The sequence below is a fragment of the Pinirhizobacter sp. genome, from assembly GCF_036499745.1.
GTDB lineage: Bacteria > Pseudomonadota > Gammaproteobacteria > Xanthomonadales > Rhodanobacteraceae > Pinirhizobacter.
Genome location: NZ_DASYDG010000003.1, coordinates 48,682 through 74,923 on the forward strand (window position 1 = coordinate 48,682; position 26,242 = coordinate 74,923).

A 26,242-nucleotide genomic window follows, 5' to 3' on the forward strand; every position below is an offset into this window, starting at 1 on the left:
TGGTCGCTTTCCTCTAGAATAGCGGGACTTCGATGCGGGAATAGCTCAGTTGGTAGAGCACGACCTTGCCAAGGTCGGGGTCGCGAGTTCGAGTCTCGTTTCCCGCTCCATATTCAAATCAAAACCTCGGGTCCCCGGGGTTTTGTTTTTTAAAGGCCGTGAGGATACCCTCCCGGCGATGCGCAACAGCGATGGCCTGGTGGCAGAGTGGTCATGCAGCGGACTGCAAATCCGCGTACGCCGGTTCGATTCCGACCCAGGCCTCCATCGCTCGATTCAAAGGCGCTCCAGCGTATGCTGGTAGCGCCTTCTTTTTTGGCCCGGATGGCGAAACTGGTAAACGCAGGGGACTTAAAATCCCCCAGTCGAAAGACTTTGTCGGTTCGATTCCGACTCCGGGCACACTATGGCAAGGGACTCATCCCAGGGCCTGCCCCGATGTTTGTCACGTCTTTTGTCACGTATTTCGTAGGCAATCGGTGTCGGCTTGGCGTATTAACCTCTCAAACCCCGAAATGTTTGTAGGAAAAACGTCATCATTAATACAGCACGATCTGGCTCCGCCGTGATCTTGATTTCCAATAGTTGCGTCAGGACGTAATGTGGCGCGAAGAAAGATGGAACTGCTTGCTTTGTTTCACGTAGTTGCTTATTCGGCTATCGTGAAAACGCTTTCAGCTTGCGGGGGATCAATGACTATGCGCTGGCGCGCCTTCAAAGGAATCTGGCATTGTAGGGTCGTTAGCCGGATCCACACTTGATCCGTGTTGCCGCCTCAGGGACGAAGCATCCAGGAAGGATTTCATGATCAACATTATCCTCATTGACGATCACGAGCTGGTTCGCACCGGCTTCAAGATGATCCTGCAACAACAGCCAGACATGCGTGTACAGGCCGAGGCCGGCACCGCAGAGGAAGGCTTGCGGCTGATCCGCAACCTCCAGCCCGAGATCGCACTGGTCGATGTCCACATGCCGGGCATGAGTGGCGTGGAGCTGACCGAGCGCGTGATCCGTGCCAAGCTCCGCACACACGTCGTGATCCTGACAGTGGTCGACGACGCTCGCTTTCCCAAGCGCCTTCTCGATGCCGGTGCGCTGGGTTATCTCACCAAGGGTTGTTCGGCAGCCGAACTCCTGGCCGCCATTCGACAGGTCGCGCAGGGGCGTCGTTACCTTGCACCCGCGGTGGCACAGCAGCTTGCGCTGGCCACGCTCGACGGCACCGATTCACCCTTCGATGCCCTCTCAAGTCGCGAGATGGAAGTTGCGATGATGTTGGTGCGTGGCATGCCGCTCACGGCCATTGGTGAGAGGTTAAACCTCAGTCCTAAAACAGTAAGTACCTATAAGCAGCGCTTGATGGAAAAACTGCGTGTCGACCACATCGTGGGGCTTGCCCACATGATGACGGTGCATTCCTTGCTCGACACCAGCAACCATCACGTCGGTAGCTGATCACCTGGTTCATCCAAAAAAAACCCCGCCGTACGGCGGGGTTTTTTTTATCGACGTGCCGTCAATGGCGTGGGTCTTCACCCTGGGCGCGGGGAAGAAGTGGTTCCTCGCCCTTATCCTCGGTGTCGTCGGCGACTTCCTCGACGCGAGCCGATGGCGCCGGATGATCGGGCGTTTCGGCCGGCGTCGGCACGGGCGGTTCAACGGGGCTGGACGTTGAACCTGGTGACGGCGAGCGACCCAGCAGATCGCCCTGCTTGGGGCTGGTCCACGATACCGAAGGGGTGGGTTCGTCGGCTGGGGCCGCTCCAGCGAGGGGCACGCCGGCGGGCTCCGCGCTGTCCCGTGCTTGATCCGTAGCGGTGCCTTGTTCGGTGTGCGCAGCTATCGGTGATGCAGTAACCGGCGCAGGCGACGCAACGGGTTTCGGCGTGACAACCACGGCAGGCACGGCGACTGGTTCAGGCGTCGGTTCCGGGATGCGAGCGGCGAGTGCGGCGGCGTCCGTTTCGTCGTTCGCGTGGTTGCCATGTTCGCTGGCACGGGTGACATCGACCTTGGCTACGTCCACATGGGGTACCGCAACAAACGGCGCAGCCTGGACTGTTTCCGATCCGCCATGCATGGTCTCGGTCGCCGGCGACGGGGCGGGGGCCGCGTAGACGGCAGCATCCTCGTGCAACGCGGCGATGTTGCGCTCGGGCGCCGCAACGGGCGGGAGATCCGGCAGGGGCGGCAACGGCGGCAGGTTGAAGGTGTTCGCGGAATAGTGCTGCGGCGTCGGCTCTGCCACGACCACCGGTGCATCATCCGTGGCCTGCAGCGTGGGTGCGCGCCCGATGTCGGGGCTGCTCGTCCGCTCGGCGACAGGCGCCGGCTCCGCCGTCCGCTCGTCGGGCTGGGGCGACTGGGCGGTCGGTGCGGCGACGACTGCCGTCACCTGTACGGCGTCGTCATCATCATTGGCATCGTCGTCTTCGCCCTGGTCCATATCGAGCGAGCCGGCGGCTGCGCCGGCCTGGGTGTCATCCTGCCGACGACGACGGCGACCACCGCGACGTCCGCGACGGCGGCGCTGGCCGCCCTCGGCATCCTTGGCGTCCTCGGAGCTAGAAGGCGACTGCGTGGTCGCGACATCGTCCTGGATGACCACGGTGTCGGCAGCGTCCTGCCCAGCGATCATGGCCGCCTTCATCTGGACATCGTCCGTACCGCCCGGCGGCACAGGCTTGTCGCCGCGGGGCTGCCGGGGCGATTGCGCCGGACGTTCCGCTTTCTCGGCAACGGCTTGTTGTTTGCGCGGATCGTCCTTCGGACCTTCCATCGGGCCCTGTCGACCGGCATGGTTGCCGCGGCCACCTGCCTGCGGCTGGCGGCCGTCACGGGCTGTGGCTTCGGGCCGGGGCTGCTGCTTGTTGCGACCGCCTTGCTGGGATGGCTGGCGACCGGCGTTGGCACCGGAGGTATCTTTCGTGCTGCTGGTGCCGCCGCTGTCGCGACGTGTCTGCTGGCGTTGGCTGCCGCCACCCTGGCGGTTCCCGCCCTGGCCGCCGCGACCCTCGCGGCGTTCCTGGCCCTGGCGGCTGCCGCGCTCGCCACGCTCACCGCGCGACTGGCGTGCTTCACGCTGGGGCTGGGCCGGTGCTGCGGGGGCTGGACGGAACCAGCCGAGGATACGCGAGAGCACGCCGCCACCGGTGGCGGTGGCCGGTGCGGAAGCGCGCTGCGCCGTGCTACGGGTCGCAGGCGCCGAGGGGGCGGAAGCGGCCTCGGGCAGATCGTCGCGTACCGGTGCCGGCGTTGCCGGAACCACGCCACTTACCAGCGGCTGCTCGCCGCTGCCCAGCGCCTGGCCCATCTTGGGCAGTGCTGCGGCCTCGACAGTGACGGTGCGCTCGTAACTGGGCTTGCTGTGCTCGCCCATATCCGCCTCGCGAATGCGCTGTATTTCGATGTGCGGGGTCTCGAGGTTTTCGTCGGCCACCACCACCACATGCACGCTGTGGCGCAGCTCGATTTCGACGATCGACGCACGCTTTTCGTTCAACATGAAGTTAGCCACCGCCGCCGGCGCCTGCACCAGCACCTGGCCGGTGTTTTCCTTCATCGCGTGTTCTTCGATCAGGCGCAGGGTGGAGAGCGCCAGCGATTCCACGCTGCGGATGTGGCCGTGGCCCTCGCAGCGCGGGCAGACGATCTGGGTGGCTTCACCCAGGCTCGGACGCAGGCGCTGGCGGGACATCTCCAGCAGGCCGAAGCGCGAGATGCGGCCGATCTGCACGCGGGCGCGGTCGTTCTTCAGGGCATCCTTGAGCTTCTCTTCGACTTCGCGCTGGTGGCGCGGGCTGTCCATGTCGATGAAGTCGATCACGATCAGGCCGCCGGCGTCGCGGATGCGCAGCTGGCGGGCGATTTCCACCGCCGCTTCGCAGTTGGTGTTGAACGCGGTTTCCTCGATGTCCGAGCCCTTGGTGGCCTTGGAGGAGTTGATGTCCACGGCGGTCAAGGCTTCGGTCTGGTCGATCACGATCGAGCCGCCGGAGGGCAGGCGCACACTGCGGGCGAAGATGTTCTCGATCTGGGTTTCGATCTGGTAGCGCGAGAACAGCGGTGTGGGATCCTGGTAGAGCTTGAGCTTGCGCAGGTTGGTGGGCATCACCTGCTGCACGAACTCACGCGCATCGTTGAAGAGGGATTCTTCGTCGATGAGGATCTCGCCGATGTCGTTGCGCAGGTAATCGCGCAGCGCCCGGATGAACAGCTTCGATTCCTGGTAGATCAGGAATGGGGCCTTCTGGCTGCTGGCGGCAGCGGAGACCGCCTTCCACAGCTGCAGGAGGTAATCCAGGTCCCATTGCAGTTCTTCCGCGTCACGGCCCATGCCGGCGGTGCGGACGATCAGGCCGACGTCGTCGGGGACGGCCAGGTGGTCCATGGCTTCTTTAAGGGCTTGCCTGTCTTCACCCTCGATGCGGCGGGAGACGCCGCCGGCACGGGGGTTGTTGGGCATCAGCACCATGTAGCGGCCGGCCAGGCTGATGAACGTGGTGAGGGCCGCGCCCTTGTTGCCGCGTTCTTCCTTTTCGACCTGGACGATGATTTCCTGGCCTTCGCGCAGGAGGTCGCGGATGTTCGACTTGCCTTCGGCCTGCGGGTTGAAATACTCCCGGGCAATTTCCTTCAGGGGAAGGAAGCCATGGCGCTCGGCGCCATAGTCGATGAAGCAGGCTTCCAGGGAGGGCTCGACCCGCGTGATGCGGCCCTTGTAAATATTGGCTTTTTTCTGTTCGCGGGAGGGGATCTCGATGTCGAGATCGTAAAGGTTCTGGCCATCGACGATGGCCACACGCAACTCTTCACGCTGAGTCGCGTTGATCAACATACGTTTCATTGTGGGTTCCTTGGCTTGCCGCGCGTCGCGTGCCTCGGTGGCGCCACATGGCGGCCTGCCGGGGATCGCGCCGCAGCGGTAAAGCGGCAAAAGTCCGGGGCCGTCGCTGGCTCCGGCGTGATTCTTGGCATTAGCGCCAACGCACGATCAAGCCCGCACCCGATAAGGCACCGGACAACCGCGACCCGAACCGTTACGATGAGAGGGAATGGCGACCGGCCGCCTGACTGATGGCCTGCCGACGCAATCCTCGCCGGCGTGACGGGCGGGCGTATTGCCTCCGGGGCGAGCCCTTCGGCGCTACGTAGCGCTGGTCGAGTATCCTATCTAATTCGGATTTTTTCAATGCAGACGGTAACTTCCCAAGACGGCTCGCACGGCGTGCGACAGCTGGAGGTCGGCGCCGAGCGTGACGGCCAGCGCATCGACAACGCCCTGGCGACGATCCTGAAGGGGGTCCCCAAGAGCCTGATCTACCGCATCCTGCGCACCGGCCAGGTGCGGGTGAACGGTAAGCGGGCCAAGCCCGACACCCGCCTGGCGGCCGGCGACATGCTGCGTATTCCACCCGTTCGCGTGGCTGAACGGGACCCGGGCGTGGCCCCGTCGGGGCAGGTGGCCGAGGTCGCCGATGCGGTGATCTTCGAGGACAAGCACTTCCTGGTGATCGACAAACCCCCCGGCGTGGCCAGCCATGGCGGCAGCGGGGTGAGCCACGGCGCCATTGAGCTGTTGCGGGCCGCCCGGCCCAAGGAATCCCTGGAACTGGTCCATCGCCTGGACCGCGATACCAGCGGTGTACTGGTGTTTGCCCGTACCCGTCCAGCGTTGATCGGGCTGCAGGCCCTGATTCGCGAGGGCGAGGTGACCAAGCAGTACCTGTGCCTGATGACCGGCGCGCCGTCGCGTGCGAAATTCGATGTCAACGCACCGCTGCAGAAGTCGATCCTGCAAGGCGGCGAAAGAATGGTAAGAGTGTCCGATAACGGCAAGCCATCGCTCACTTTTTTCCGCGAGATCGAGCAATACCCGGGCGCCCGGCTGATGGAAGCGAAGCTGGGCACGGGGCGTACGCACCAGATCCGCGTACACGCCGCGCACGTGGGCCATCCGCTGGCCGGTGACCCGAAATATGGCGATGCCGAGGCCAACCAGCGCTTTCGAAAGATGGGCCTGAAGCGGATGTTCCTGCACGCATCCCACATGTCTTTCGAGCTGGACGACCGGGCCTACAGCTTCTCCGCCCCCCTTCCGGATGAACTGAAGGCATTCCTGGACAAGCTGCGGGGAGCGCCTAGAGGAAAAACCGCGCGCTGACTTCCAGCGACCGCAGGTACGGGCCGCCGGCGAGCGCTGCCTCCAGTATCAGGGCGCATGCGGCGTGGGCGACCGCTATCGGTACCAGCGACCTGCCGCGGTAATAGCACCAGGCCCACCACAGCTCGCCGATGAAGCACATCTGCATCAATGCCCCGTTGGGCGTATGCAGCAGGGCGAACGACAGCGCGGTGACGAACATCGCCGCCGCCGGCGGCAGGAGCCGGTGCAAACGGCGGCCCACCAGCGAGAGCAGCAACCATTGCTGGACGAACGCCCAGGCGATGTAGGAGAGCGCGCGCAATGGGTCCGGCGCAGTCCAGGTGCGCCCCGATCCGATCGCAAGCACGATGGCCACCGACAGCAACAGCAACGGCGTGAGCCATCGTTCCGTGCCGTTGGCCGGACGCAATCCGTAGGGCGCGTGCCGGTCGCGCCAGGCCAGCAACGCCCCGAACACGAGCGCCGCAACGCAAGCCACGGCGGGCAATGGAATGTCGGCCGTGCCGAAATGGAGCCCGGCCACCAGCCACAACGGACCGGCCAGAAGCCCCGCGGTTTCCAGGCCTGCGGTGAGCCCCGGCCGTGTCGGCTGGCGACGCCATAGCCAGATAAGACCCAGCACGTAGAAGATGACCAGACCCGCCGCCAGCCGCTGGCTTGCCCAGCCGGGGAGGCCCGGATGCGGCGCGCCACTGCCGACGATAGCGGCTGGGATGGCATCACGGGCGCGGTCGCGCCAATGCAGGAGGTTTTCCGCGCGCAGGCTCGCCGTCGGGACCAGCCAGGGGATCTGCCGCGCGTCCAGGTGGCTGGCAGCATCGATCCACGCGCCCAGTGAGTGGGTGCGGGGGGGAGTGCCGGGCATGGGTGGGGATACCGGAACCATCGGTTCGAGCGATGCGCCGGAGAAAACCACCGACTTCCCCGGCTGCAGTTGCAGGCGCAAGCGAAGCATCGCCGCCCGCGTCGGTGCCATCGATGGATGCCCGTCAGCTGTCCAGGAGAGCGATGGTGTGTCCAGTGCCAGGTCCGTTGCGCCTATCACCGGGCCGCTGACGAACGCCGGGCCGTCCAGGCGCTCACGCACTACCAATTGCACCGCTACCGGCGATTCGGGCTTCATCAGGATGTGCAGTCGGCCCGCGTGGATCAGGTCGGCCGTCCGTGCCAACGGCAATCCCATCTCGAAGGGCGTGCTTTCTTCGCTGCGCAGCACCAGGCCGTCAGGGCTCATCGCCTGCCTGACTTCACCGAAAACGCGACCGGCGACAAGATCCTCGGGGCGGCGCACGGTCCAGTGCCAGGGCGAGGCCTGCCGGTTCCAGCTGGCAGCGTCGGCCTGGGCCGTTTGGGCCAGTTCCCGCCAGGTCAGCCAGGTCGATAACCCAGGCAGAAGGGTAAGTGCCAGGGCCGCGGCCGCAACGAACAGGGCAGCGGCCAGGACGCGACGCGAGGTCGGGCCCATGTCAACCGGCGAGCAGGCGTTCGACGCGGGCGGCGCAGATGAAATCGTTCAGTGACAGGCCGCCCACATCGTGGGTGGACCACAGCAGCTTGCAATGCCCATAGCCCGCTTCCAGGTCCGGATGGTGGTCCTGCGCGTTGGCCATGAAGCCCACCGCGTTGATGAAGCCCAGGGTGTGGTGGAAATCGCTGAAGCGGAAATCCTTGGCGATGGCCTTGCCATCGGCGGTCTTCTTCCAGCCGGGGAGGTCGGAGAGGTATGTCGACACCGCGTTGTCGTCGAGCGCGTCGGCGGCGCCCTTGCGCGGCTGGCAGGACGCTTCGGCGAGCTGGTTGATCGACATGGAAGGTTCCCGGTGGTGAGTGAGGCGCAAAGGGTCGAAGGTCGGCCGGCAAAAGTAAAGCACCTGGCGTGCGCGCGGATCGAATCCGTACTAAAATGGTCGGGTATCCCCGCCGGCTCCCCACGGCGGCATGGAGTTCCCATGATTGACATCACCGAACGCGCGCAGGCTCATTTCCTCAGGCTCATCGCGCAACAGGACATCGAAGGCCTCGGCATCCGCTTGCGCGTGGTCGATGCCGGTACCCCTTCGGCCACCTGCGATCTTGAATTTTGCGAACCCTCCGAGCTTACCGGCGATGAGTGGACCGTCGAATGCGAGGGCTTCCATCTTTACGTGGAAGGCGCCAGCGCGCCGTGGCTTGATCCGGCCAACATCGATTTCGAAACCCATGCTACCGGTGGCCAGTTGAACATCCGCGCTCCCCGTATCAAGGGCGAGATGCCAGGCGAGGGTGCGGGGCTCGTCGAGCGCGTGCAATATGTGGTGGCCACCGAGATCAACCCGATGGTGGCCTCGCATGGTGGACGTATCAGCCTGAAGGAAGTCACCGCCGAGGGCGTGGTGGTGTTGCAGTTCGGCGGCGGCTGCCACGGCTGCGGCATGGTGGACGTCACCCTGAAGCAGGGTGTGGAGAAAACCCTGCGCGCGCGGGTACCTGAAGTGACCGAAGTGCGCGACGCCACCGACCACGCAACAGGTGAAAACCCTTACTACGCAGGTTCCGACAAGGGTACGTCGGCGGCCGTTTGAGACCGGTGCCGCGGATGCGGGCAGTACGGTCGCAAAAAGAACCCGCCTCGAAGGCGGGTTTTTTGTTCCGGCGGTGTGCTCGCCTGGGTTACTGCGCACCCTGGATGTGGTTGTGCAGGTCGTCGAGCTTGGTTGGCAGTGAGCTGAAGTAGGCCGAGACATCGTTGATGTCTTCGTCCGACAGCTGGGCGGCGAAGCCCTTCATGATGGGGTTGCCGCGACGGCCATCCTTGTACTCGTGCAGCGCCATGGCGAGGTAGTCGGCGTACTGGCCGGCCAGGCGGGGGTATTGCGGATCGACGGAGTTGCCGTCCTGGCCGTGGCAGGCCACGCAGGTGGCGACTTTCGCCTTGCCCTTTTCGATGTCGCCCGCGGCGAATGCCTGGACGGAAACGGCGAAGGCAAGGCCAGCGACGAGCAGGGTGATCGAACGATTCATGCTTGGGTCCTTGGCTCGTTACTTGGTGATGCTGGAAAGGTACGCGGCGATGTCCTCGATTTCCTGGTCGGAGAGGCTCTGTGCCTGGGCGCCCATGGTCGGGTGCGTGCGGTCGCCGGACTTGTACCCGTGCAGCGCACTGATGATGTATTGCTCGTTCTGGCCGGCGAGCCTGGGCACATGATACGTGGGGTAGACGTTCTCGTACCCGGTAACGCCGTGGCAACCGGCACACGTGTACACCAGGCTGCGGCCATTGGCCTTGTCGCCCGCGGCATGCGCGGAGGCGACCGCCAGGAGGGCGGCCATCGCGGCGAGGCCAAGCACTTGCAATCGCTTCATCGAAAGATTCCCGTCTGACCGGCCGGTGACCGGATTAAAAACCCGTCGATTATAGGGGGCGGCCCGGATGGCCCACAATGCTTAGTTTTCTACAACAGCGCCTTGACGATGTGGAACCCGGCAAGGTATTCCCCGGCCAGGGTGCCCAGGCTGACGAAGAAGAAGTTCAGCAATGTCCGCGCCACGCGGTTGGTCCACCAGCCCTTCCAGTGCGAGACATCGTTGGCCAGGGTCTCGAAGTCGCCCACGCGCGGTTTGCGTACCCAGGCTTCGGTCATGGCGCTGATGCCACCGGCGGGAATGCCCGGGCGGAAGGGTTTCAGCGGCGCGGCGATGAATGCCGCCAGTGCGCTCAGGGGATGTCCCCCTGCGGCAAAAGCGCCCACCGCGGCCAGGCCGCCGGTGAACAGGATCCAGCTGCGCAGCACGGCGAAGCCCACGGAGGTATCGCGGGTGAAGGCGTAGGCGATCAATCCGAACACGGCCAGCACCAGGCCCACCGCAAGATACTTCGGCCATCGTGCCGCAGGCGGCACGATGGCCAGTTCCCCGGCGAGCGTGGCAGGGTCGCGCTGCTGGTTCTTCAGTTGTTCGACCAATCCCTTCAGATGCCCGGCGCCGATCACCACCAGTACGCGCTGCACGGCGGGTGCCCGCGTGGCCGATTCGCGCAGGCGTGCGGCCATGTATTCATCCCGTTCGCCGATCAATGCGCGATACAGCGGCTGCGATCCCTTGGCGAAATCGCTGAAGGCACTTTCCAGGATGTCGTTCTGCTTGAGGTTTTCGATGTCTTCTTCGGCGATTTCATCCTTGTCGAAGACGCTTGCCATCAAGCCGCCCATCAAGCCGAAGCGCTGCCAGAATCCAACGCTGCGCCAGGCCCGTTTGAGCGTGGTGCCTACTTCACGATCCACCAGCCATACCGGTAGGTTGCGTGCCTGCCCACCTTCCATGGCGGCCTTCATCTCAGCGCCCGGTTCGATGCCATAGCGCGAGGCCATGCGGCGCTGGAACGACGACAACACCAGGCTCGCCGCGACCATGCCCGCCTTGCCCTGGCGGATCACCTGGAAGAGGTCCATGCGCTTGAAAGCTTCCGGGTCGCGCACGCTGGCCGCGCGGCTGTCGCACAGTTCGATGGCCACGGCGTCGAAGTTCTCATGCTCAAGCAGGGCCTGCACCGCTTCCACCGAGGCGCGGGACACATGCGCGGTGCCAAGGACCACGTACTGGACGCCGTCGCGCGTGATCCGTTCGATCGGCTGGCCGTCGAGTGCGGCGGGCAGGGCGGCGGCGGGTTCTGGGATGGTCATCGGCGGCCTTAGTCGCGGAAACGCTTGGTGAGGTCGCCATAGGCGTCGATACGGCGATCGCGCAGGAACGGCCAGATGCGACGGACGTTTTCGCTGCGCTCCATGTCGATGTCCACCACCAGCAGCTCGCGCCCCTCGGCCCGGGCCTGGCCCAGGAATTCACCCTGGGGACCGGCCACGAAACTCGAGCCCCAGAACTGGATGCCGTTGCCGACGTTGGCGGTGTCCGGCTCAAAGCCGGTGCGGTTGACCGCCAGCAGCGGCAAACCGTTGGCCACGGCATGCCCGCGCTGCACCGTGATCCATGCTTCGCGCTGACGGGATTTTTCCCCGTCGTCATCGTTCGGATCCCAGCCGATGGCGGTGGGGTAAAGCAACAGTTCCGCGCCGGCGAGCGCCATCAGGCGCGCAGCTTCCGGATACCATTGGTCCCAGCACACCAGCACGCCCAGCTTGCCGACGGAGGTCTGGATCGGATCGAAACCAAGATCACCCGGGGTGAAGTAGAACTTCTCGTAAAACGCCGGGTCGTCGGGGATGTGCATCTTGCGGTAGCGGCCGGCGATCGCCGCGGAGCGGTCGAACACCACCGCCGTGTTGTGGTACAGGCCCGTGGCGCGCTTTTCGAAGATCGACGCCACCACCACCAGTTTCAGTTCCGCGGCGAGCTTGCCGATGCGATCGGTGCCGGGACCTGGAATGGTTTCGGCCAGGTCGAAGGTATCGACGCTTTCGTTCTGGCAGAAGTAGCGGCCGTTGTGCAGCTCCTGCAGCAGTACCAGTTCCGCGCCGGCGCGCGCGGCTTCGCGCAAGCCCGCTTCGATGGCATCGAGGTTGGCATCGCCGCTTCCGTGGTCGGTTTCCTGCAGCAGGGCGACTTTCAGCGTTTTCTTCTTCATGCGTGGTCGTTTCCAAGCGCGGCGGGCAATTGCATCGTGATGCAATGCAGGCTGCCGTTCTGCCAGATCAACGGACGGCACGGCACCTGCACCACCGTGCGGCCGGGATAGGCCTCGCCGATGATGCGGGCGGCGTCGTCATCGACGGCGTCGCCATAGGCCGGTACCAGCACCGCACCGTTGACGATGAGGTAGTTGGCGTAGGAGGCGGCGAGCCGCCTGCCTTCGTCGAGGATCGGTTTTGCCCATGGCAGTGCATACAGCGCGTAGGGTTTGCCATCCATCGTGCGCAGCGCGGCCAGTTCATCGGCCATGCCTTGCAGTTCTTCGAAATGGGGGTCGTTGCGGTCGTCGCAAGCCTGGAACACGATGCGATGGCCCGGGGCGAAGCGGGCGAGCGTATCGATGTGGGCGTCGGTGTCGTCGCCTTCCAGATAGCCGCGGTCCAGCCACAGGATGCGCTGGGCCCACAATCCTTCGCGCAGGATCTGGGCCATTTCCGCGCGCGGTTGTCCGGGATGGCGGTGCGCCAGGCATTTCCAGGTGGTGAGCACGGTGCCTTCGCCATCGCTTTCGATGCCGCCGCCTTCCAGCGCCCAGTCGATGCGCCGGTGGCTCGCCTTGCCGAACACGCCATCGTGTACCAGCCCGGCCACCAGCGCGTCGTCACGTTCGGCGCTGAACTTGCCGCCCCACCCGGTGAAGCGGAAATCGGTGAGCTGGGCGCCGCCGGCATCGTCCAGGAGGGTAATGGGGCCTGAATCGCGCAGCCAGGTGTCGTCGTAGTCGCGCTCGACCAGGCGCAGCTTGCCCATGTCCACGCCGGCGCCGGTGAGGAGCTCCCAGGCGCGGGCTTTCACCGCTTCGTTGGCTACCACGATTACCAGGGGTTCGAAACCGGTCACCGCCGCGGCCAGGGCCACGTACGTGGTTTCGACCTCTGCCAGGCGTTCGCTCCAGTCCGTGCCTGCATGCGGCCAGGCAATCAACACAGCCGATTGGGGTTCCCATTCGGCGGGGAGGCGGAACTTGGGGGTCATCGCGGGGCGGCCATGTCGGGGGCCGCCGATTGTAGCGTGCCGTCGCCCGCCGGGTCAGGCGGGCGCCGGGGGCGGCTTACCTTGCCGCCGCCGGGTTGGTGTTGTTGCCTGCCGGGGTGTTGAGCACCGTATGCACCACGTGGCTGCGCTCGAAGTACACGATGTACCCGGGATATTCCCAGCGGTGGATGACCGGATGCCTGGGCGTATCGCCGCCGCGGGGGTCGAGCTTGGCGGTGGGCGCGCCGAACTGATGCTCGACCTGGGCCATGCTCATGCCTTTCTTTGGCAGGTTCATGCCTTTTTCCTGCTGTACGCGTTTCATCAGCAGGCTGTCGGCACGGGCGACGGTCGGGCCTGCGATGAGCAGTGCCGCGGCCAGGGCCAGAATGGTGGTGGTGTTCTTCATGATCGTGGTATCCCCTTTCCCGACGCCGTTTTAGCAGATGCCGTGCCGCCACGCCATGGCGCCCGCATCGATTCGTGACGGCGACCCGCTATCATGGCGCTTTTGCCGGTAGTGGAATGCCCGCCGGCTGGACTCCAAGCATGATCTCGTTCCGTCGTTTCGCCCTCCGCCGGGGCAGCCGCCTGCTGCTCTCGGATATTGACCTCACGCTGCAAAGCGGCTGGCGCCTGGGCGTGATCGGGCGCAATGGCTGCGGAAAATCCAGCCTGTTTGCCGCGCTCAAGGGCGAGATCGAAGCTGACGCCGGCGAACTGGACATGCCCGGCAAGGCGCGAATGGCGTCGGTGGCGCAGGAAACCCCGGCGCTGCCGGACCCGGCCATCGAATATGTGCTGGGCGGCGACGTGGAGATCGCCGCCGCGCTCAAGGCCGAGAGCGACGCGCTGGACGCGGACGACATGGATGGCGTGGCCGCGGCCCATCACCGCATCGAGGAATTGAACGGCTACGACGCCCGCGCCCGCGCCGGCAGGCTTTTGCATGGCCTGGGATTTCCTGCCGAGACGCACGAGCGCGCGGTGGCCTCGTTCTCCGGCGGCTGGCGTGTGCGCCTGAACCTGGCGCGCGCACTGATGGCGCCGTCGGACCTGCTTCTGCTGGACGAACCCACCAACCACCTGGACCTCGACGCGGTGCTGTGGCTGGAGGAATGGCTGCGCCGCTACCAGGGCACGCTCCTGATCATTTCCCACGACCGGGAGTTCCTCGACGGGGTCATCACGCACACGATGCACCTGCACGATGGCAAGGCGAAGCTCTACACCGGCAACTATTCAGCCTTCGAGCGCCTGCGCGCCGAGCAGCTGCGCCAGCAGCAGATCGCCCACGACCGCGAGCAGGCCGAACGCGCCCACCTGCAGAGCTTCGTCGACCGCTTCAAGGCCAAGGCCAGCAAGGCCAAGCAGGCGCAGTCGCGCATGAAGCGACTGGAAAAGCTCGCCGGCACCGAAGCGGTGCGTGCCGACCGGGCGTTCCGCTTCCAGTTCGCCGAGCCCGACCGCGTGCCGACCTCGATGCTGCGGCTGGAAGAAGTGAACGCCGGTTACGGCGAGAAAGTGGTGCTGGCCAACGTCGGGTTCGGCCTGGAGGCCGGCGACCGCATCGGCCTGCTCGGCCCCAATGGTGCGGGTAAGTCCACGCTGGTGAAATCGCTGGTGGGTGATTTGACGCCGCTTTCAGGTGAGCGCGCCGGCCACAAGGACACCCGCATCGGTTACTTCGCCCAGCACACGGTGGAAAGCCTGCGCGAGGGCGCCAGCCCCATTGAACACCTGATGGACAAGGCGCCGGCGGCCAGCCAGCAGAGCCTGCGCGATTTCCTCGGTACCTGGAATTTCGCCGGCGACCGCGCGTTCGAATCGGTGGATGGATTCTCCGGCGGCGAGCGCGCACGATTGGCGCTGGCGCTGATCGCCTGGGACAAACCGAACCTGTTGCTGCTGGACGAACCCACCAACCACCTTGATCTGGACATGCGCGAGGCGCTGGCCGATGCATTGGCCGATTTCGGCGGCGCCATCGTATTGGTATCGCACGACCGTCACCTGCTTGGGTTGGTATGCGATGAGTTCTGGCGCGTATCCGATGGCGTGGTCGAATCCTTCGACGGCGACCTGGACGACTACGCGCGCTGGCTGCGTGCGCGCAACAACGCACAGGGCAAGCCTTCAGCTGCCGTCGCCGCGGCCGCGGCTGCGGCGATCGAAAAGGAACGCCGCCAGGCCGATGCGCAGGCGCGCGAGCGTGAAAAGCCACTGCGTTCGAAGCTGAAGAAAATCGAGTCGCGCATGGGCGTGCTCGACGGTGAACTTGTCACCGTGCAGGCGAAGCTGGCGGACCCTGCGATCTATGAAGGTTCCACCAGCGAACTGATGTCGTTGAGCCAGAAACAGGGCGCCTGGCGCCAGGAAAAGGAAACGCTCGAAGCGGAGTGGCTGCAGCTGATGGAACAACTGGAAGCCTGATGGCAACCCAGGAGCGCCATGTACTGATGCCGGCGCGCGCGCGCATGGCCACGGTCGCCGCCATGGCGCCGTGGCTTGCCCGCGGCAACCGCCTGCCTGATGCCGCGCCGGGATTCATTCCCGCGTTGTCGGCGTACTTTTCCGTCGAGGGCAGCCTCCCTGTCGCGGCGCTGATTCGCCAACTGGTCGCCGGTGACGCGCACGGACACCAATGGCTTTGTGCCGATCCGGCCTGGGTGCAGGCAGAGGTCAACGGCGCCCGGCTGTTGGCGTGCGGCGACGAGCTGGGCCTGGTCACCGCTGAAGCCAATGCCTTGCGCACCGACCTCGTCGACGCCTTCGCAGCTCATGGTTTTTCCTTCGAAATGGGCGATGCCTCCCATTGGCAATTACGCTTGCCTGCCTTCGTGGAGCTGCCGCGATTCGTCGGCCCCGATGACGCGCGGGGCGCGGATCTTTTTGACCACCTGCCCCCGGGCGCGGATGGCCGTCGCTGGCGGGCAGTGCTGGGCGAGGTACAGATCGTGTTGCATAACCACGAAGTGAACCAGCGGCGCCGCGAACGCGGGGCGGTGCCGGTGAACAGCGTCTGGTTCTGGGGTGCCGGTGCGTTGCCTGAAAACATGGAGTCCGGCCTCAGCAACATCTATGCCGATGACCTGCTGCTCTGGGCGCTCGGCGCCAGCGCCGATGTCCATGTTGATGGCCTTGGCGCGTGGCCAGGTCAAGCCGGCGCGTTCGAGCTGGTCGATCTTTCCGGTCAGGACGAACAGGCCATTGCCAGCCATTGGTGGCCCAAACTGGAAGAGGACGTGCTTGCCGGCCGTACCCGCCGCCTGCTCGTGCATTTCGCCGGAGGCGAACGCTGGTCGTTGTCACGCGGCCAACGCCTGCGTTTCTGGCGTGGGCGCGGCTGATCGTGGAGATTCGCCGGCGGCAAGCAAAGGTGGTGCCGTCGGGATGGCCCGCGCAGGTACATCCGGTGCTGCAGCGGATATACGCTTCCCGGGGCATTGCCGGGCCCATCGATGTCGACCACCGCCTGGCCCGGATGCTCAGCTTCGATTCGCTTGGAGGCATCGACCGGGCCGTGGCGCTACTGGCCAAGGCGGTGACCGAAGGGCAGGGCATTGTCGTTGCCGGCGACTACGACTGTGATGGTGCCACCGGCACCGCCGTTGCCGTGCGTGGCCTGCGCATGCTCGGTGCCAGGGAGGTCAGTTACGTCATTCCGAACCGCTTCCTGCACGGTTATGGCCTGACACCGGCGCTGGTGGCGTCGATCCCCACCACGCCCGACCTGTTGCTGACCGTGGACAACGGCGTGGCCAGCATCGAGGGCGTGGCGGCAGCACAGGCACGGGGCAGTGTGGTGATCGTGACCGACCATCACCTGCCTGGTCCCTTCCTTCCAGCGGCCGACGCCATGGTGAACCCGAACCTTGATGGCGACGGGTTCCCCAGCAAGGCGCTGGCGGGTGTCGGCGTGGTCTTCTACCTGTTGCTGGCACTTCGCGCCCACTTGCGCGAAGCGGGCCACGGGGCGGCGATCAACGCGGACCTTTCCAGCCTGCTGGATCTGGTCGCCCTGGGCACCGTGGCGGACCTGGTACCCCTGGATTTCAACAACCGTATCCTGGTCGATGCCGGTTTGCGGCGGATGCGCCAGGGACGCGCTTGTGCGGGCATCGTGGCGCTGGTGGAAGCAAGCGGGCGCAGCATGGATACCCTTGGCGCGGTGGATCTTGGCTTTGCCATTGCGCCGCGCCTGAACGCCGCCGGACGCCTGGAAGACATGCGCCTTGGCGTGGAAGCGTTGCTTACCGACGATGAAACCCGGGCACGCGGCTGGGCCGCGCAACTGGATACGATCAATCGCGAGCGCCGCCAGTTGCAGGCGGAGATGGTGGCTGACGCCGAATCGATGGTGGCGCGTGCCGATGTGTCCGGCGATGCCGCAGGCGTGGCCTTGTTCGATCCTTCCTGGCATGCCGGGGTGGTGGGTCTGGTGGCATCGAAACTGAAGGAGCGCCTGCACCGTCCGGTGCTCGCTTTCGCACCCGCTGGCGACACGAGCGACGAGCTACGCGGATCCGGTCGGTCGATTTCCGGTTTCCATCTCCGCGACGCGCTGGCGTTGATCGATGCCCGGCATCCGGGTCTGATCCTTCGCTTCGGCGGTCATGCGATGGCGGCGGGACTTAGCCTGCGCCCGGCGGATTTTCCGCGGCTCGCACAGGCCTTCGACCGCATCGCGCGTGAGCAATTGGATGAATCGGCATTGGCGGCACGCGTGCATTCCGATGGCGGGCTGGAACCTGGCGACTTTTGCCTCGATCTCGCCCAGCAGCTGCGGCAGGGCGGTCCGTGGGGCCAGGCCTTTGCCCCGCCGTGCTTCGACGATGTCTTTCATTGCCTGGGCCATCGAATCATGGCCGGCCGGCACTGGCGCCTGGACCTGATCGACCCCCGTGACGGCAGGCATCACCAGGGGGTCATGTTCAATGTCGACACAAGCAAGGCGCCGCCGCGGGAGTTGCGCCTGGTGTACGAGCTGGACATCAACCCATGGCAGGGCAGGGACAGTCTGCAGTTGCTCGTACAGCACATGCTCAAGGCCTGACCGCGACAACGCCGCGCACACGCTCCATGGGCTAGCCTCGGCTTGGCCATCAGGAGAGTGCCATGATCGAGCAGATCCCCGACCTTCCCGCCGGTACGCTGGGTTTCCGCGCCACCGGAATTGTTACCGCAGCCGATTACGAAACCGTGTTGGTGCCGGACATCGAGGCGGCCTTCGCGGTCAGTCGCAAACTGCGGGTCCTGTACCACGTGGCTCCCGGATTCGAATCGTTCCAGGCCGGGGCCATGTGGGATGACGCCAAGCTCGGGTTCCGTCATTTCAGCGGATGGGACCGCGTGGCCCTGGTCACCGACGTGGCCTGGTTGCGTGGCCTGGCGGGCGCCATGCGAATTTTCGTTCCGGCGGAAGTCCGGCTTTATGCCGATGCCGACTTAGAAAAAGCCAAGGCATGGATTGCTGAGCAACCGTGGAATGGTGGGCAGGAATGACGTAATTGCGAAAGCGCGCCTGTAGGCGCATGCCTAGGATCGCTCCCTCTTTTATCCGGAGAGGTTGGCATGCCCTTCAGCAGTGTCGCTTCAACGTTGAACCAGCCCATGGGCCCGTCTTTGCGCGGGCCGCCGGCAGCCGCACTACTTCGGCTACCGCAGCGAGTGTGCAACCCTCCCGATAGCGCGGCGATGATCGCTCCCGATCGAGCGAGGGGAATGCCGGGCGGCGCACAGCGCTCCATTGACGTGCCCGTGTTCGGTGCCATGAAGCACGAGTTGCAGGAGCTTGAACAGAAACTCAGTGGCCGGGCATTGAAGACATCGGAACTGATCAAGCTCATCACCAGTGGCTTCGGCCGTACGCCGATGGGCCAGGCGATGGCACAGCGATTGGCAGTCGACTTTGTGAAGTCGGCGTTGCCAGATCATGTTCCAAGCGGCGAACGCGAAGTCTGGGAATCCATCGTGGAAGACGCCATGCGCATGCCATTTTCCCAATGGCGTGAAATGCACGCGAATACGCCAGCCCTCAGTTGCCCGAAGGCGTCGCCTGCGACATTGAAAAAGCTGCGCGACTTGTTGCTCGGCCGCGCCCCGGCCGATATGACCTGGAGCGATGCCTTCCCCAACCAGAAAGTCAGCGAGCGGATTGCGGACCTCCTGGATATGTCGCGCAGAGTCTCATTGGAAACCCCCACTCCGGTCCGGAACGGTTCGGGTAATGGTTGGATCGCAGCTGTGATAGGCGCCCTGGGGGTTGGCCGATTGCCCGGTGCGCAAGCCGCCACTGGCTTCGGTGGGGGTGGGACAGGCAGCGTGCACGTGCCTCTTCTTCCCCAGCGTCTGGTCAACATTGCCACGCCTGTGATGAGCTATCTCGCCCCGGTGGCGTCGTTTGCCTCGCAACATCCACGTGCATTGTCGACCGCGTTGGCAGGAGCCGCGTTGATAGCAACGTCCGCGACAATGTACGAACTCTCGGGAAGTCCGCAAGACCAGGAAATCAGCCTGCCACCGTCAGGACCTGTGAATTTTCCGCCCGTCTTGAGGCGCGAGCTGCCCAATGGCTTGCCCGTGGTGTTTGCGCCCATGGGCGACGGCAACGACGCCCGGTTGGTTTTCGTCTTCGACGGGGGGCGCATGGGTGACCTGGATCCCGATACTCGCCTGGGTGTTGCCAACCTCGCTTTGCATGTGTTGAAGCAGCGCGCAGGTAAGCTGGAAGGATCTGCGCTTGACCGCAGGCTCGATGAGCTTGGTTTGTCTGTCACGGCGCGGGCGACGGAAGGTTATTCAACCATTGTCCTGGCGGGGCTGGAGGCAAACCTGGTGGAGGGTACGCAGATTGTCGTGGACATGCTCACCGATAATCATTTTCCTGACGAGCTGCTCAGTCAATCACGTGCAAGGGCGCTAATCAATATCGATCGGCTGAGGACCAACCTGGCCCTACGCAGTAGCGCCCTGATGGACACGTTGATACTGGGGGAACAACATCCCTACGGCCGGGATCCCGCGGGCGAGGGCACCAGGGCATCGCTGGCTGCTATCACGGGCGACCATCTTACGAGGTGGGCCAGTCGATGCCTTGATTGGTCCAAAGCGACCATCATAGCGATCGGTCCCATCGACGTTGGTACGCTATCGACAGGCCTGGTGCAGGCATTCGGCACGGTGGACGGTGCACGGGAGCGCGGTCGCGCAGATGTTCCGGTGTTGACACAGTCCGTCCACCCGGGCATGCATGTGCTCACCGTCGACGGGGGAGATCAGTCAGAGGTGATGCTGGGGTACCCGGTGCCTCGCGATGGCAGTACGAATGACGTGCTCTCCACGTGCATCGACCAGATCATCCAGCGCCGGGTCAAGAGAGCACTGCGCGAGCAGCAGGGCGTGACCTATGGCTTGCGTTCCCTGGCCACGCAGACCCGCGGCGTACGGATAGGCGGCTTCGCCTCTTCGGTGGAGAATTCCCGTGCCCTTGACGCCCTGGAGGAGGCGCGGGAAGTGGTGTCCGGGTTGGTGGAGGGTCGTGAACCGGTAACCCAGGAAGAACTCGATCTGCACGCACAGGGCTATCGTCGGGCACTTGCCACGCGATTTGAGGATCCAGCGGAAGTTCAATCGGTCCTGGTTGCAGGTGTGGATCGTCAGATCGCCGACATGGACATGGAGCAAACCGCCCTCGTGATGGATGCCCTGACGTCGGCCGACGTGAACGCCGCCCTTGGCAACATGTCGATGGGTCATTTGACGTGGGTTCTCGCAGGTCCCGCTGCCGGAGGCGAGAACCCGGCGACGACGCCTGACCCGGATTGGCAAATGTCCGAATCGGATGAGGGGCAAAGGGCCGACGCGGAATTGCGGTTGCGATTGACCGCCATGGGGTTGTCACAATTCACTACCATCGATCCGATGACCGGCGCCAGGACCGTGCATCGACTGTGATAACCCTTGCGTATCGAAGCGAAGTCTGTTTTAGTCAAGCCATGACCGTGGTCACCCACCCCTTTGCCGCTTCACCGACATGCGCCCACGGCGCGTTTGGTATCGATGCGAATAATGGCCTGAATAATAATCCCGGCGATCCGGGCGGGCCCTCGTGTAGGCGGTAGATTCATCACCCCATACAACGACGAAGGCCCGCCTAAAGCGGGCCTTCGTCGTTTTCGATGCTTGAAAACCCTGGAGACAACAAGCCATGTGTTCCATCTTCGCCATGTTCGACCTTGCCGCCGGTGACGACTTGCCCGCGCTGCGCAGCCTTGCGTTGCAGATGTCCCAGCGCCAGCGTCATCGCGGCCCCGATTGGAGCGGCGTGTTCGTCGACGACGGCGCGATACTGGTCCATGAGCGCCTGGCTATCGTTGACCCGGCCAGTGGCGCGCAGCCGCTGCGCTCGCGCGATGGCGCGCTGGCGCTGGCGGTAAACGGCGAGATCTATAACCACCGGGAATTGCGCTCGGACAGCGCCTACGATTTCACCACCGGCTCCGACTGCGAGGTGATCAACGCCTTGTATCGCGAGCATGGCACGGGGTTCCTGTCCCGACTCAATGGCATTTTCGCTTTTGCGCTCTGGGACGCAGCCACGCACCGCTACCTCATTGCCCGCGATCCGCTCGGCGTGTGCCCGCTGTACTGGGGACACGACGGCGACGGCCGGTTGTGCGTGGCCTCTGAAATGAAATCCCTGGTGGGCCTGTGCGCGGACATCACCGAGTTCCCGCCAGGCCACGTGTATGACAGCTCATCGGGTACGCTGGTGAAGTACTGGCAAACGCCCTGGCGTGCCTACGAGGCCACGCAAGGCAGGTCGATCGCCCCCGGGGCGCTGCGCACCGCCTTCGAAGCGGCCGTGCATCGGCAGATGATGACGGATGTCCCGTACGGCGTGCTGTTGTCCGGGGGCCTGGATTCTTCGCTGGTGGCGGCCGTGGCGGCGCAGTTCGCCCGTCGCCGCGTTGAAGACGACGACCGTGCGGAAGCCTGGTGGCCCCGCCTACATTCGTTTGCCATTGGGCTTGCCGGCTCACCGGATCTGGCTGCCGCGGAAGTGGCCGCCAAGGCGCTCGACACCGTGCACCACGGCTTTACCTATACGTTCGACGAGGGCCTGGATGCGCTGCCCGAGGTGATCCGCCACATCGAAACCTACGACGTGACCACCATCCGCGCCTCGACGCCGATGTTCCTGCTGGCGCGGCGGATCAAGGCCATGGGCGTGAAGATGGTGCTGTCCGGGGAGGGGTCGGACGAGATATTCGGCGGCTACCTCTATTTCCACAAGGCGCCCTCGGCGCGGGATTTCCACGACGAAACCGTGCGCAAGATAGACGCCCTGCATAGTTACGACTGCCTTCGAGCGAACAAGTCGATGGCCGCCTGGGGCGTGGAGGCGCGTGTGCCGTTCCTGGATCTTCAATTCATCGACACCGCCATGGGCATCGATGCGAAGGCCAAGATGGTGCCCACCGGCGGCATGGAAAAAGCCATCCTGCGGCAGGCATTCGAAGGTGCATTGCCCGATTCGATCCTGTGGCGGCAGAAAGAGCAGTTCAGCGACGGCGTGGGCTATGGCTGGATCGATGGGCTGAAGGCGCACGCCGAAAGTGCCGTCAGCGATCGTGAATTTGCCGCGGCGGCCTCACGCTTTCCCTACAACACGCCGGCCACCAAGGAAGCCTATTTCTACCGCAGGATCTTCGAGCAGCATTTTCCGGGGGACGCCTGTGCCGCTACCGTCCCCGGGGGCAAGTCCATCGCCTGTTCCTCGCCGGCCGCATTGGCCTGGGACCCGGCCTTCGCCGCCGCAGCCGACCCGTCCGGCCGCGCCGTGGCGGGGGTGCACCAGCAGGCCCTCGGGGCAGGGCCTGCCGCCGCGATGGTATGATGTACAGCTATTCCCCAACACCTTCCCGGGCCCGACATGATCGAGACCAATCCCATCCTTGCGCGTATCACCGACCTCGCCGGCCGGGTGGAATCGCTCAGGGGGTATCTTTGACTACGCTGTAAAGAAAGAACGCCTGGAAGAAGTCGGCCGCGAATTGGAAAGTCCCACGGTGTGGGACGACCCCAAGCGTGCCCAGGAGCTTGGCCGCGAGCGCGCGGGCCTGGACACCATCGTTACCGGCATCGACGAACTCTCCTCGGGCCTTGCCGATGCCGGGGAATTACTGGAGATGGCCGCTGCCGACGGTGATGAAGCTACCGTGGCTTCCATTGAAACCGACCTCGCCAGGCTCGACACCAGGGTCAACAAGCTGGAATTCCAGCGCATGTTCGCCGGCGAAATGGATGCCAGTTACGCCTTCGTCGACATCCAGGCCGGCGCCGGCGGTACCGAAGCCCAGGACTGGGCCGAGATGCTGCTTCGCATGTACCTGCGCTGGTGCGAGGCGCGTGGGTGGAAAACCGAACTGATGGAAGCCAGCGCCGGTGAAGTGGCCGGTATCAAGTCGGCCACCTTCCGTGTCGAGGGCGACTATGCCTATGGCTGGCTGAAAACCGAGATCGGCGTGCACCGCCTGGTGCGCAAGAGCCCCTTCGACTCGGACAACCGCCGCCATACCAGCTTCACCTCGGTGTTCGTATCGCCCGAAGTGGACGACGACATCGAGATCGACATCAATCCGGCTGATCTTAGAACCGACGTCTACCGTTCATCGGGGGCGGGTGGCCAGCACGTGAATAAAACCGAATCGGCCGTGCGTATCACCCATGTGCCCACCAATACGGTGGTGGCGTGCCAGACCGAACGGAGCCAGCACGCCAACCGCGACCGTGCGATGAAGATGCTCAAGGCCAAGCTGTATGAGCTTGAGGTGATGAAGCGCAATGCAGAGAAAGACGCCCTTGAGGCCACCAAGTCCGACATCGGCTGGGGCAGCCAGATCCGTAATTACGTGCTCGACCAGTCGCGGATCAAGGATCTTCGCACCGGCATCGAACGCACCGATACACAGAAGGTGCTTGATGGCGACCTTGACGAGTTCATCGAGGCCAGCTTGAAGTCGGGTCTGGAAGCAGGTTCGAAGCGGGTGGACGCGTAGCGCGTCTTCGAACCATCACCAGTCAAAAAAACCGGGCCGTTGCCCGGTTTTTTTTTTGTAAGCGAAAGCTGAGGCGTGCGCCTACATTCCTGCCACCGTTCGCCTACAGCCAATTACAAAATCCACTGCCATCCTTAACTTCAACGAAGGTCCGTCGAGGCGAATGAAGTGAGTCAGGCAACGCAACTTTTCTACCTTTTGCTTTCCGCTTGCGCCGGTGCGGTCGTCCCCTACCAGGCATCGGCGAATGGCCAGCTCGGCCGCGTCCTCGGGCATCCGCTGTGGGCCACGCTGGTGTCCCTCATGGTTGGTGTTCTGGCCCTTGTGCCGTTGCTGGCCATCAGCGGTGTTCCGGCGCCGCAATGGAGCAAGGCCGCCGCCGCGCCGGCGTGGATATGGTTCGGCGGCGTGGCTGGCCTGGTCTATGTCAGCACCGCCCTCTTCATGGCCCCGCGCCTTGGCGTCACCACCTTCATCCTTGCCGTTGTCGTGGGCCAGGTGCTTGGCGCCATGCTCATGGACCATTTCGGCCTGGCGGGCCTGGCGGTGCAGCCGGTGAGCACGCGCAAGCTTGTTGGCGCGGCATGCGTAGTGGCCGGATTCATCATTTACAGCAAGCACTGACAAGGAGCGACGCATGAGTGCACAGGTAAAGCCGGTTTACGACGACATCGGCAGCAAGTTCGACGAATTTACGTCCAGCGCATCCCAACGCCCGATCGAGGTCCGCACCTACATGGGCCTGCTCGGCGACATGGCTGGACTAGCCGTGCTGGACCTGGCCTGCGGCCACGGCGATTTCAGCCGGCGGATCCACAAGCTGGGCGCGCGGAAGGTGACGGGCGTTGACATCTCCCCTGAGATGATCCGCCTGGCGAGGGCACAATCGCTTCTCGATGGCGACGACATCCTCTTCGAGGTCGGCGACGCGCGGGGCATGCCGGAGCTTGGCCAGTTCGACGTGGTCAGCGCGGCGTGGCTGTTCAACTACGCCGAAGACCCGGACCAGCTCACCGCCATGTTCAGGTCGGTGGCTCGCAACCTCAAGCCTGGCGGTCGCCTTGTCGCCTACACCGTCAATCCCACGTTCGACCTGGCCAAGGGCAATTTCACCGCCTATGGCGTGCACGTGATGGACCAGACGGACCTCGAAGGCGGGGCCAGGCATCGTGGCCATTTCATGACCGACCCGCCCAGTCCGTTTACCTTCCATCGCTGGTCGGCGCAGGCCTATGCCACCGCCGCCGCCGCGGCGGGACTTTCCCCGCCTGTGTGGAAACTGCCTTGCGTCGAAGAAGCCGATCGCCTCGGGCGAAGCGGCGACTACTGGACTGTATTCGAAACCAATTGCCTGCAGGCCGCGTTCGAATGCAGGCGTTAGATACGCCAGGCCAGCCGGACGTTCCGCATGGCTTCCGGCATTGGCCGGTGTTTGCCGGGTACCTCAGTGCGGACGCCAGTGATCGTGAGCTGATGGGCATGTCCGCACGCGATGCGGCCACTGCCCGCATCACGCGTCCATCGACATGGTCGCGCCTTGCGGTTATGTCGCCCGACCAGTGGATCGCCGTGGTCGAAGGCATTGAATACGACATCGACGAAAGGATCCTCGCAGGCAATTTGCTTGCGATGACAGGCGACAGGCGCGTCGATCCGCTGGTGCCGGTCGTTCAACCGGTTGCCGGAGCGGAAATCGTGATCGGCCTTGAGGGCACTGCCGGGGAAGTGCTGCGCAAGTACCCGGGGCTGGGCTTGCGGCCAGAATGGATAGAGAAAGAGCGCCCGGCCCACCGGGTGCCGCTCGGCGACTATCGGATCGGACGCTATCCGGTCAGTCACGGTCAATACGCCGCCTTTGTCGCCGACACCGGCCACCAGGGTATTCCCACCGCGTGGCCGCAGGGGCGGATGCCGGACCTGCTATCGAATCATCCGGTGCACACGGTGACCTACGATGACGCGGTGGCCTATACAAGGTGGCTTGGCACGGCGACCGGTCAACCGTGGCGCCTGCCAACGGAAGCGGAATGGGAGTACGCGGCACGGGGCCCGGACGGATATGAATTCCCGTGGGGTGATGATTTCCTTCCTGACCACGCCAACACGGTCGAGTCGGGTTTATTCGCATCCACGCCCGTGGGTGCATTTTCCCGCGGGACATCCCCCTTCGGTTGCCTGGACATGGCAGGTAACGTCGAGGAATGGGTGAGCGGGGTCTACGCGCCGTACCCGCAGGGGCAGCACGTCGAAGACGACCTTGCCACTTGTCCGTGGACCAACCATGTCGCACGAGGCGGCAGTTTCACGCGCTACCGGGACCTGGCCCGCACCCGCCGCCGCCATGGACGGTTCGCCAGGGACATCTACGTCATGGGTTTCCGAGTGGCCATCGACGGCCTGGGATGACCTCCCC

22 protein-coding genes and 3 tRNA genes are annotated in these 26,242 nt (G+C 64.5%); 16 read left to right on the top strand and 9 right to left on the bottom strand.

Annotated features, from left to right (window positions below):
- Window positions 1–34: 34 nt before the first annotated feature.
- The 4 genes from VGM61_RS00890 to VGM61_RS00905 all read left to right on the top strand — a co-directional run bounded on the left by VGM61_RS00890 (window position 35) and on the right by VGM61_RS00905 (window position 1,458).
- Window positions 35–110 (top strand) — tRNA-Gly (locus VGM61_RS00890).
- Window positions 111–193: 83 nt separating this feature from the next.
- Window positions 194–267: transfer RNA gene (locus VGM61_RS00895), tRNA-Cys, on the top strand.
- A 51-nt stretch (window positions 268–318) separates the two neighbouring features.
- Window positions 319–402, top strand: a tRNA-Leu gene (locus VGM61_RS00900).
- 402 nt (window positions 403–804) lie between these two features.
- On the top strand, window positions 805–1,458 hold the full coding sequence (locus tag VGM61_RS00905) for a response regulator (protein ID WP_331520808.1): 654 nt from the start codon (window positions 805–807) through the stop codon (window positions 1,456–1,458).
- 61 nt (window positions 1,459–1,519) lie between these two features.
- Here VGM61_RS00905 and VGM61_RS00910 read toward each other — a convergent pair whose 3' ends face one another.
- On the bottom strand, window positions 1,520–4,849 hold the full coding sequence (locus VGM61_RS00910; RefSeq protein WP_331520809.1) for an Rne/Rng family ribonuclease: 3,330 nt from the start codon (window positions 4,847–4,849) through the stop codon (window positions 1,520–1,522).
- 345 nt (window positions 4,850–5,194) lie between these two features.
- Between VGM61_RS00910 and VGM61_RS00915 the strand changes: the two genes are divergently transcribed.
- A complete protein-coding gene (locus tag VGM61_RS00915; RefSeq protein ID WP_331520810.1) occupies window positions 5,195–6,166 on the top strand; it encodes an RluA family pseudouridine synthase in 972 nt (323 codons plus the stop codon).
- Here VGM61_RS00915 and VGM61_RS00920 read toward each other — a convergent pair.
- Window positions 6,144–7,634, bottom strand: a complete 1,491-nt coding sequence (locus tag VGM61_RS00920; RefSeq protein ID WP_331520811.1) for a type II CAAX endopeptidase family protein — start codon at window positions 7,632–7,634, stop codon at window positions 6,144–6,146. The genes VGM61_RS00915 and VGM61_RS00920 overlap by 23 nt on opposite strands.
- Before the next feature lies 1 nt (window position 7,635).
- On the bottom strand, window positions 7,636–7,977 hold the full coding sequence (locus tag VGM61_RS00925; RefSeq protein WP_331520812.1) for a 4a-hydroxytetrahydrobiopterin dehydratase: 342 nt from the start codon (window positions 7,975–7,977) through the stop codon (window positions 7,636–7,638).
- Between the two features lie 141 nt (window positions 7,978–8,118).
- On the opposite strand from VGM61_RS00925, the gene VGM61_RS00930 reads away from it, so the two are divergent.
- The gene (locus VGM61_RS00930) at window positions 8,119–8,730 is read left to right on the top strand and encodes an NfuA family Fe-S biogenesis protein (RefSeq protein WP_331520813.1); all 612 of its coding nucleotides are present in this window, start codon (window positions 8,119–8,121) and stop codon (window positions 8,728–8,730) included.
- Between the two features lie 88 nt (window positions 8,731–8,818).
- Here VGM61_RS00930 and VGM61_RS00935 read toward each other — a convergent pair whose 3' ends face one another.
- From VGM61_RS00935 to VGM61_RS00960, 6 genes are all read right to left on the bottom strand, one after another.
- On the bottom strand, window positions 8,819–9,169 hold the full coding sequence (locus tag VGM61_RS00935; protein ID WP_331520814.1) for a cytochrome c: 351 nt from the start codon (window positions 9,167–9,169) through the stop codon (window positions 8,819–8,821).
- A gap of 18 nt (window positions 9,170–9,187) precedes the next feature.
- Window positions 9,188–9,511, bottom strand: coding sequence for a cytochrome c (locus VGM61_RS00940; RefSeq protein WP_331520815.1), 324 nt, complete (start codon window positions 9,509–9,511; stop codon window positions 9,188–9,190).
- 89 nt (window positions 9,512–9,600) lie between these two features.
- Window positions 9,601–10,827 (bottom strand): TraB/GumN family protein, encoded by a 1,227-nt coding sequence (locus VGM61_RS00945; protein WP_331520816.1) that lies wholly within the window; start codon window positions 10,825–10,827, stop codon window positions 9,601–9,603.
- An 8-nt stretch (window positions 10,828–10,835) separates the two neighbouring features.
- Window positions 10,836–11,726, bottom strand: a complete 891-nt coding sequence (locus VGM61_RS00950) for a carbon-nitrogen hydrolase (protein ID WP_331520817.1) — start codon at window positions 11,724–11,726, stop codon at window positions 10,836–10,838.
- Window positions 11,723–12,766 carry an agmatine deiminase family protein gene (locus VGM61_RS00955; RefSeq protein ID WP_331520818.1) on the bottom strand — a complete coding sequence of 348 codons (1,044 nt, stop codon included), beginning with the start codon at window positions 12,764–12,766 and terminating at the stop codon, window positions 11,723–11,725. The genes VGM61_RS00950 and VGM61_RS00955 overlap by 4 nt, the downstream gene beginning before the upstream one ends.
- Window positions 12,767–12,842: 76 nt before the next feature.
- Entirely contained in the window at window positions 12,843–13,175 is a 333-nt protein-coding gene (locus VGM61_RS00960; RefSeq protein WP_331520819.1) for a hypothetical protein, read from the bottom strand.
- 140 nt (window positions 13,176–13,315) lie between these two features.
- Here VGM61_RS00960 and VGM61_RS00965 point away from each other — a divergent pair, with 140 nt between their 5' ends.
- The 10 genes from VGM61_RS00965 (at window position 13,316) to VGM61_RS01010 (ending at window position 26,235) form a co-directional block, all read left to right on the top strand.
- Entirely contained in the window at window positions 13,316–15,199 is a 1,884-nt protein-coding gene (locus VGM61_RS00965; RefSeq protein WP_331520820.1) for an ABC-F family ATP-binding cassette domain-containing protein, read from the top strand.
- Complete coding sequence (locus VGM61_RS00970) at window positions 15,199–16,116, top strand: phosphoglycerate mutase (RefSeq protein WP_331520821.1); 918 nt, start codon at window positions 15,199–15,201, stop codon at window positions 16,114–16,116. The genes VGM61_RS00965 and VGM61_RS00970 overlap by 1 nt, the downstream gene beginning before the upstream one ends.
- 29 nt (window positions 16,117–16,145) lie before the next feature.
- Window positions 16,146–17,822 carry a single-stranded-DNA-specific exonuclease RecJ gene (recJ, locus tag VGM61_RS00975; protein ID WP_331520852.1) on the top strand — a complete coding sequence of 559 codons (1,677 nt, stop codon included), beginning with the start codon at window positions 16,146–16,148 and terminating at the stop codon, window positions 17,820–17,822.
- Between the two features lie 62 nt (window positions 17,823–17,884).
- Window positions 17,885–18,271 (top strand): STAS/SEC14 domain-containing protein, encoded by a 387-nt coding sequence (locus VGM61_RS00980; RefSeq protein WP_331520822.1) that lies wholly within the window; start codon window positions 17,885–17,887, stop codon window positions 18,269–18,271.
- A 192-nt stretch (window positions 18,272–18,463) separates the two neighbouring features.
- The gene (locus tag VGM61_RS00985) at window positions 18,464–20,722 is read left to right on the top strand and encodes a M16 family metallopeptidase (RefSeq protein ID WP_331520823.1); all 2,259 of its coding nucleotides are present in this window, start codon (window positions 18,464–18,466) and stop codon (window positions 20,720–20,722) included.
- Between the two features lie 253 nt (window positions 20,723–20,975).
- A complete protein-coding gene (gene asnB / locus VGM61_RS00990; RefSeq protein WP_331520824.1) occupies window positions 20,976–22,667 on the top strand; it encodes an asparagine synthase B in 1,692 nt (563 codons plus the stop codon).
- A 36-nt stretch (window positions 22,668–22,703) separates the two neighbouring features.
- Window positions 22,704–23,829 (top strand): peptide chain release factor 2 gene (prfB, locus tag VGM61_RS00995; RefSeq protein ID WP_331520825.1). Its coding sequence is split into 2 segments (ribosomal slippage): window positions 22,704–22,778 and window positions 22,780–23,829, totalling 1,125 coding nucleotides; the frame shifts between segments, so codons are not numbered across the junction.
- A gap of 168 nt (window positions 23,830–23,997) precedes the next feature.
- Window positions 23,998–24,453, top strand: a complete 456-nt coding sequence (locus tag VGM61_RS01000) for a DMT family transporter (RefSeq protein WP_331520826.1) — start codon at window positions 23,998–24,000, stop codon at window positions 24,451–24,453.
- Window positions 24,454–24,466: 13 nt separating this feature from the next.
- A complete protein-coding gene (locus VGM61_RS01005; protein WP_331520827.1) occupies window positions 24,467–25,210 on the top strand; it encodes a class I SAM-dependent methyltransferase in 744 nt (247 codons plus the stop codon).
- Window positions 25,198–26,235, top strand: a complete 1,038-nt coding sequence (locus VGM61_RS01010) for a formylglycine-generating enzyme family protein (RefSeq protein WP_331520828.1) — start codon at window positions 25,198–25,200, stop codon at window positions 26,233–26,235. Before VGM61_RS01005 ends, VGM61_RS01010 begins: the two co-directional genes overlap by 13 nt.
- The last annotated feature ends 7 nt before the right edge of the window (window positions 26,236–26,242 follow it).

Bases quoted from the DNA above. Each gene is read 5' to 3' on its own strand.
- VGM61_RS00930 (WP_331520813.1), top strand. From the start codon at position 8,119: ATGATTGACATCACCGAACGCGCGCAGGCTCATTTCCTCAGGCTCATC.
- VGM61_RS00950 (WP_331520817.1), bottom strand. From the start codon at position 11,726: ATGAAGAAGAAAACGCTGAAAGTCGCCCTGCTGCAGGAAACCGACCAC.
- asnB (WP_331520824.1), top strand. From the start codon at position 20,976: ATGTGTTCCATCTTCGCCATGTTCGACCTTGCCGCCGGTGACGACTTG.
- VGM61_RS00970 (WP_331520821.1), top strand. From the start codon at position 15,199: ATGGCAACCCAGGAGCGCCATGTACTGATGCCGGCGCGCGCGCGCATG.
- VGM61_RS00910 (WP_331520809.1), bottom strand. From the start codon at position 4,849: ATGAAACGTATGTTGATCAACGCGACTCAGCGTGAAGAGTTGCGTGTG.
- VGM61_RS00935 (WP_331520814.1), bottom strand. From the start codon at position 9,169: ATGAATCGTTCGATCACCCTGCTCGTCGCTGGCCTTGCCTTCGCCGTT.
- VGM61_RS00965 (WP_331520820.1), top strand. From the start codon at position 13,316: ATGATCTCGTTCCGTCGTTTCGCCCTCCGCCGGGGCAGCCGCCTGCTG.
- VGM61_RS00955 (WP_331520818.1), bottom strand. From the start codon at position 12,766: ATGACCCCCAAGTTCCGCCTCCCCGCCGAATGGGAACCCCAATCGGCT.
- VGM61_RS00915 (WP_331520810.1), top strand. From the start codon at position 5,195: ATGCAGACGGTAACTTCCCAAGACGGCTCGCACGGCGTGCGACAGCTG.
- VGM61_RS00940 (WP_331520815.1), bottom strand. From the start codon at position 9,511: ATGAAGCGATTGCAAGTGCTTGGCCTCGCCGCGATGGCCGCCCTCCTG.
- VGM61_RS00925 (WP_331520812.1), bottom strand. From the start codon at position 7,977: ATGTCGATCAACCAGCTCGCCGAAGCGTCCTGCCAGCCGCGCAAGGGC.
- VGM61_RS00905 (WP_331520808.1), top strand. From the start codon at position 805: ATGATCAACATTATCCTCATTGACGATCACGAGCTGGTTCGCACCGGC.
- VGM61_RS00920 (WP_331520811.1), bottom strand. From the start codon at position 7,634: ATGGGCCCGACCTCGCGTCGCGTCCTGGCCGCTGCCCTGTTCGTTGCG.
- VGM61_RS00980 (WP_331520822.1), top strand. From the start codon at position 17,885: ATGATCGAGCAGATCCCCGACCTTCCCGCCGGTACGCTGGGTTTCCGC.
- VGM61_RS01005 (WP_331520827.1), top strand. From the start codon at position 24,467: ATGAGTGCACAGGTAAAGCCGGTTTACGACGACATCGGCAGCAAGTTC.
- VGM61_RS01010 (WP_331520828.1), top strand. From the start codon at position 25,198: ATGCAGGCGTTAGATACGCCAGGCCAGCCGGACGTTCCGCATGGCTTC.
- VGM61_RS00985 (WP_331520823.1), top strand. From the start codon at position 18,464: ATGATCGCTCCCGATCGAGCGAGGGGAATGCCGGGCGGCGCACAGCGC.
- VGM61_RS00945 (WP_331520816.1), bottom strand. From the start codon at position 10,827: ATGACCATCCCAGAACCCGCCGCCGCCCTGCCCGCCGCACTCGACGGC.
- VGM61_RS00960 (WP_331520819.1), bottom strand. From the start codon at position 13,175: ATGAAGAACACCACCACCATTCTGGCCCTGGCCGCGGCACTGCTCATC.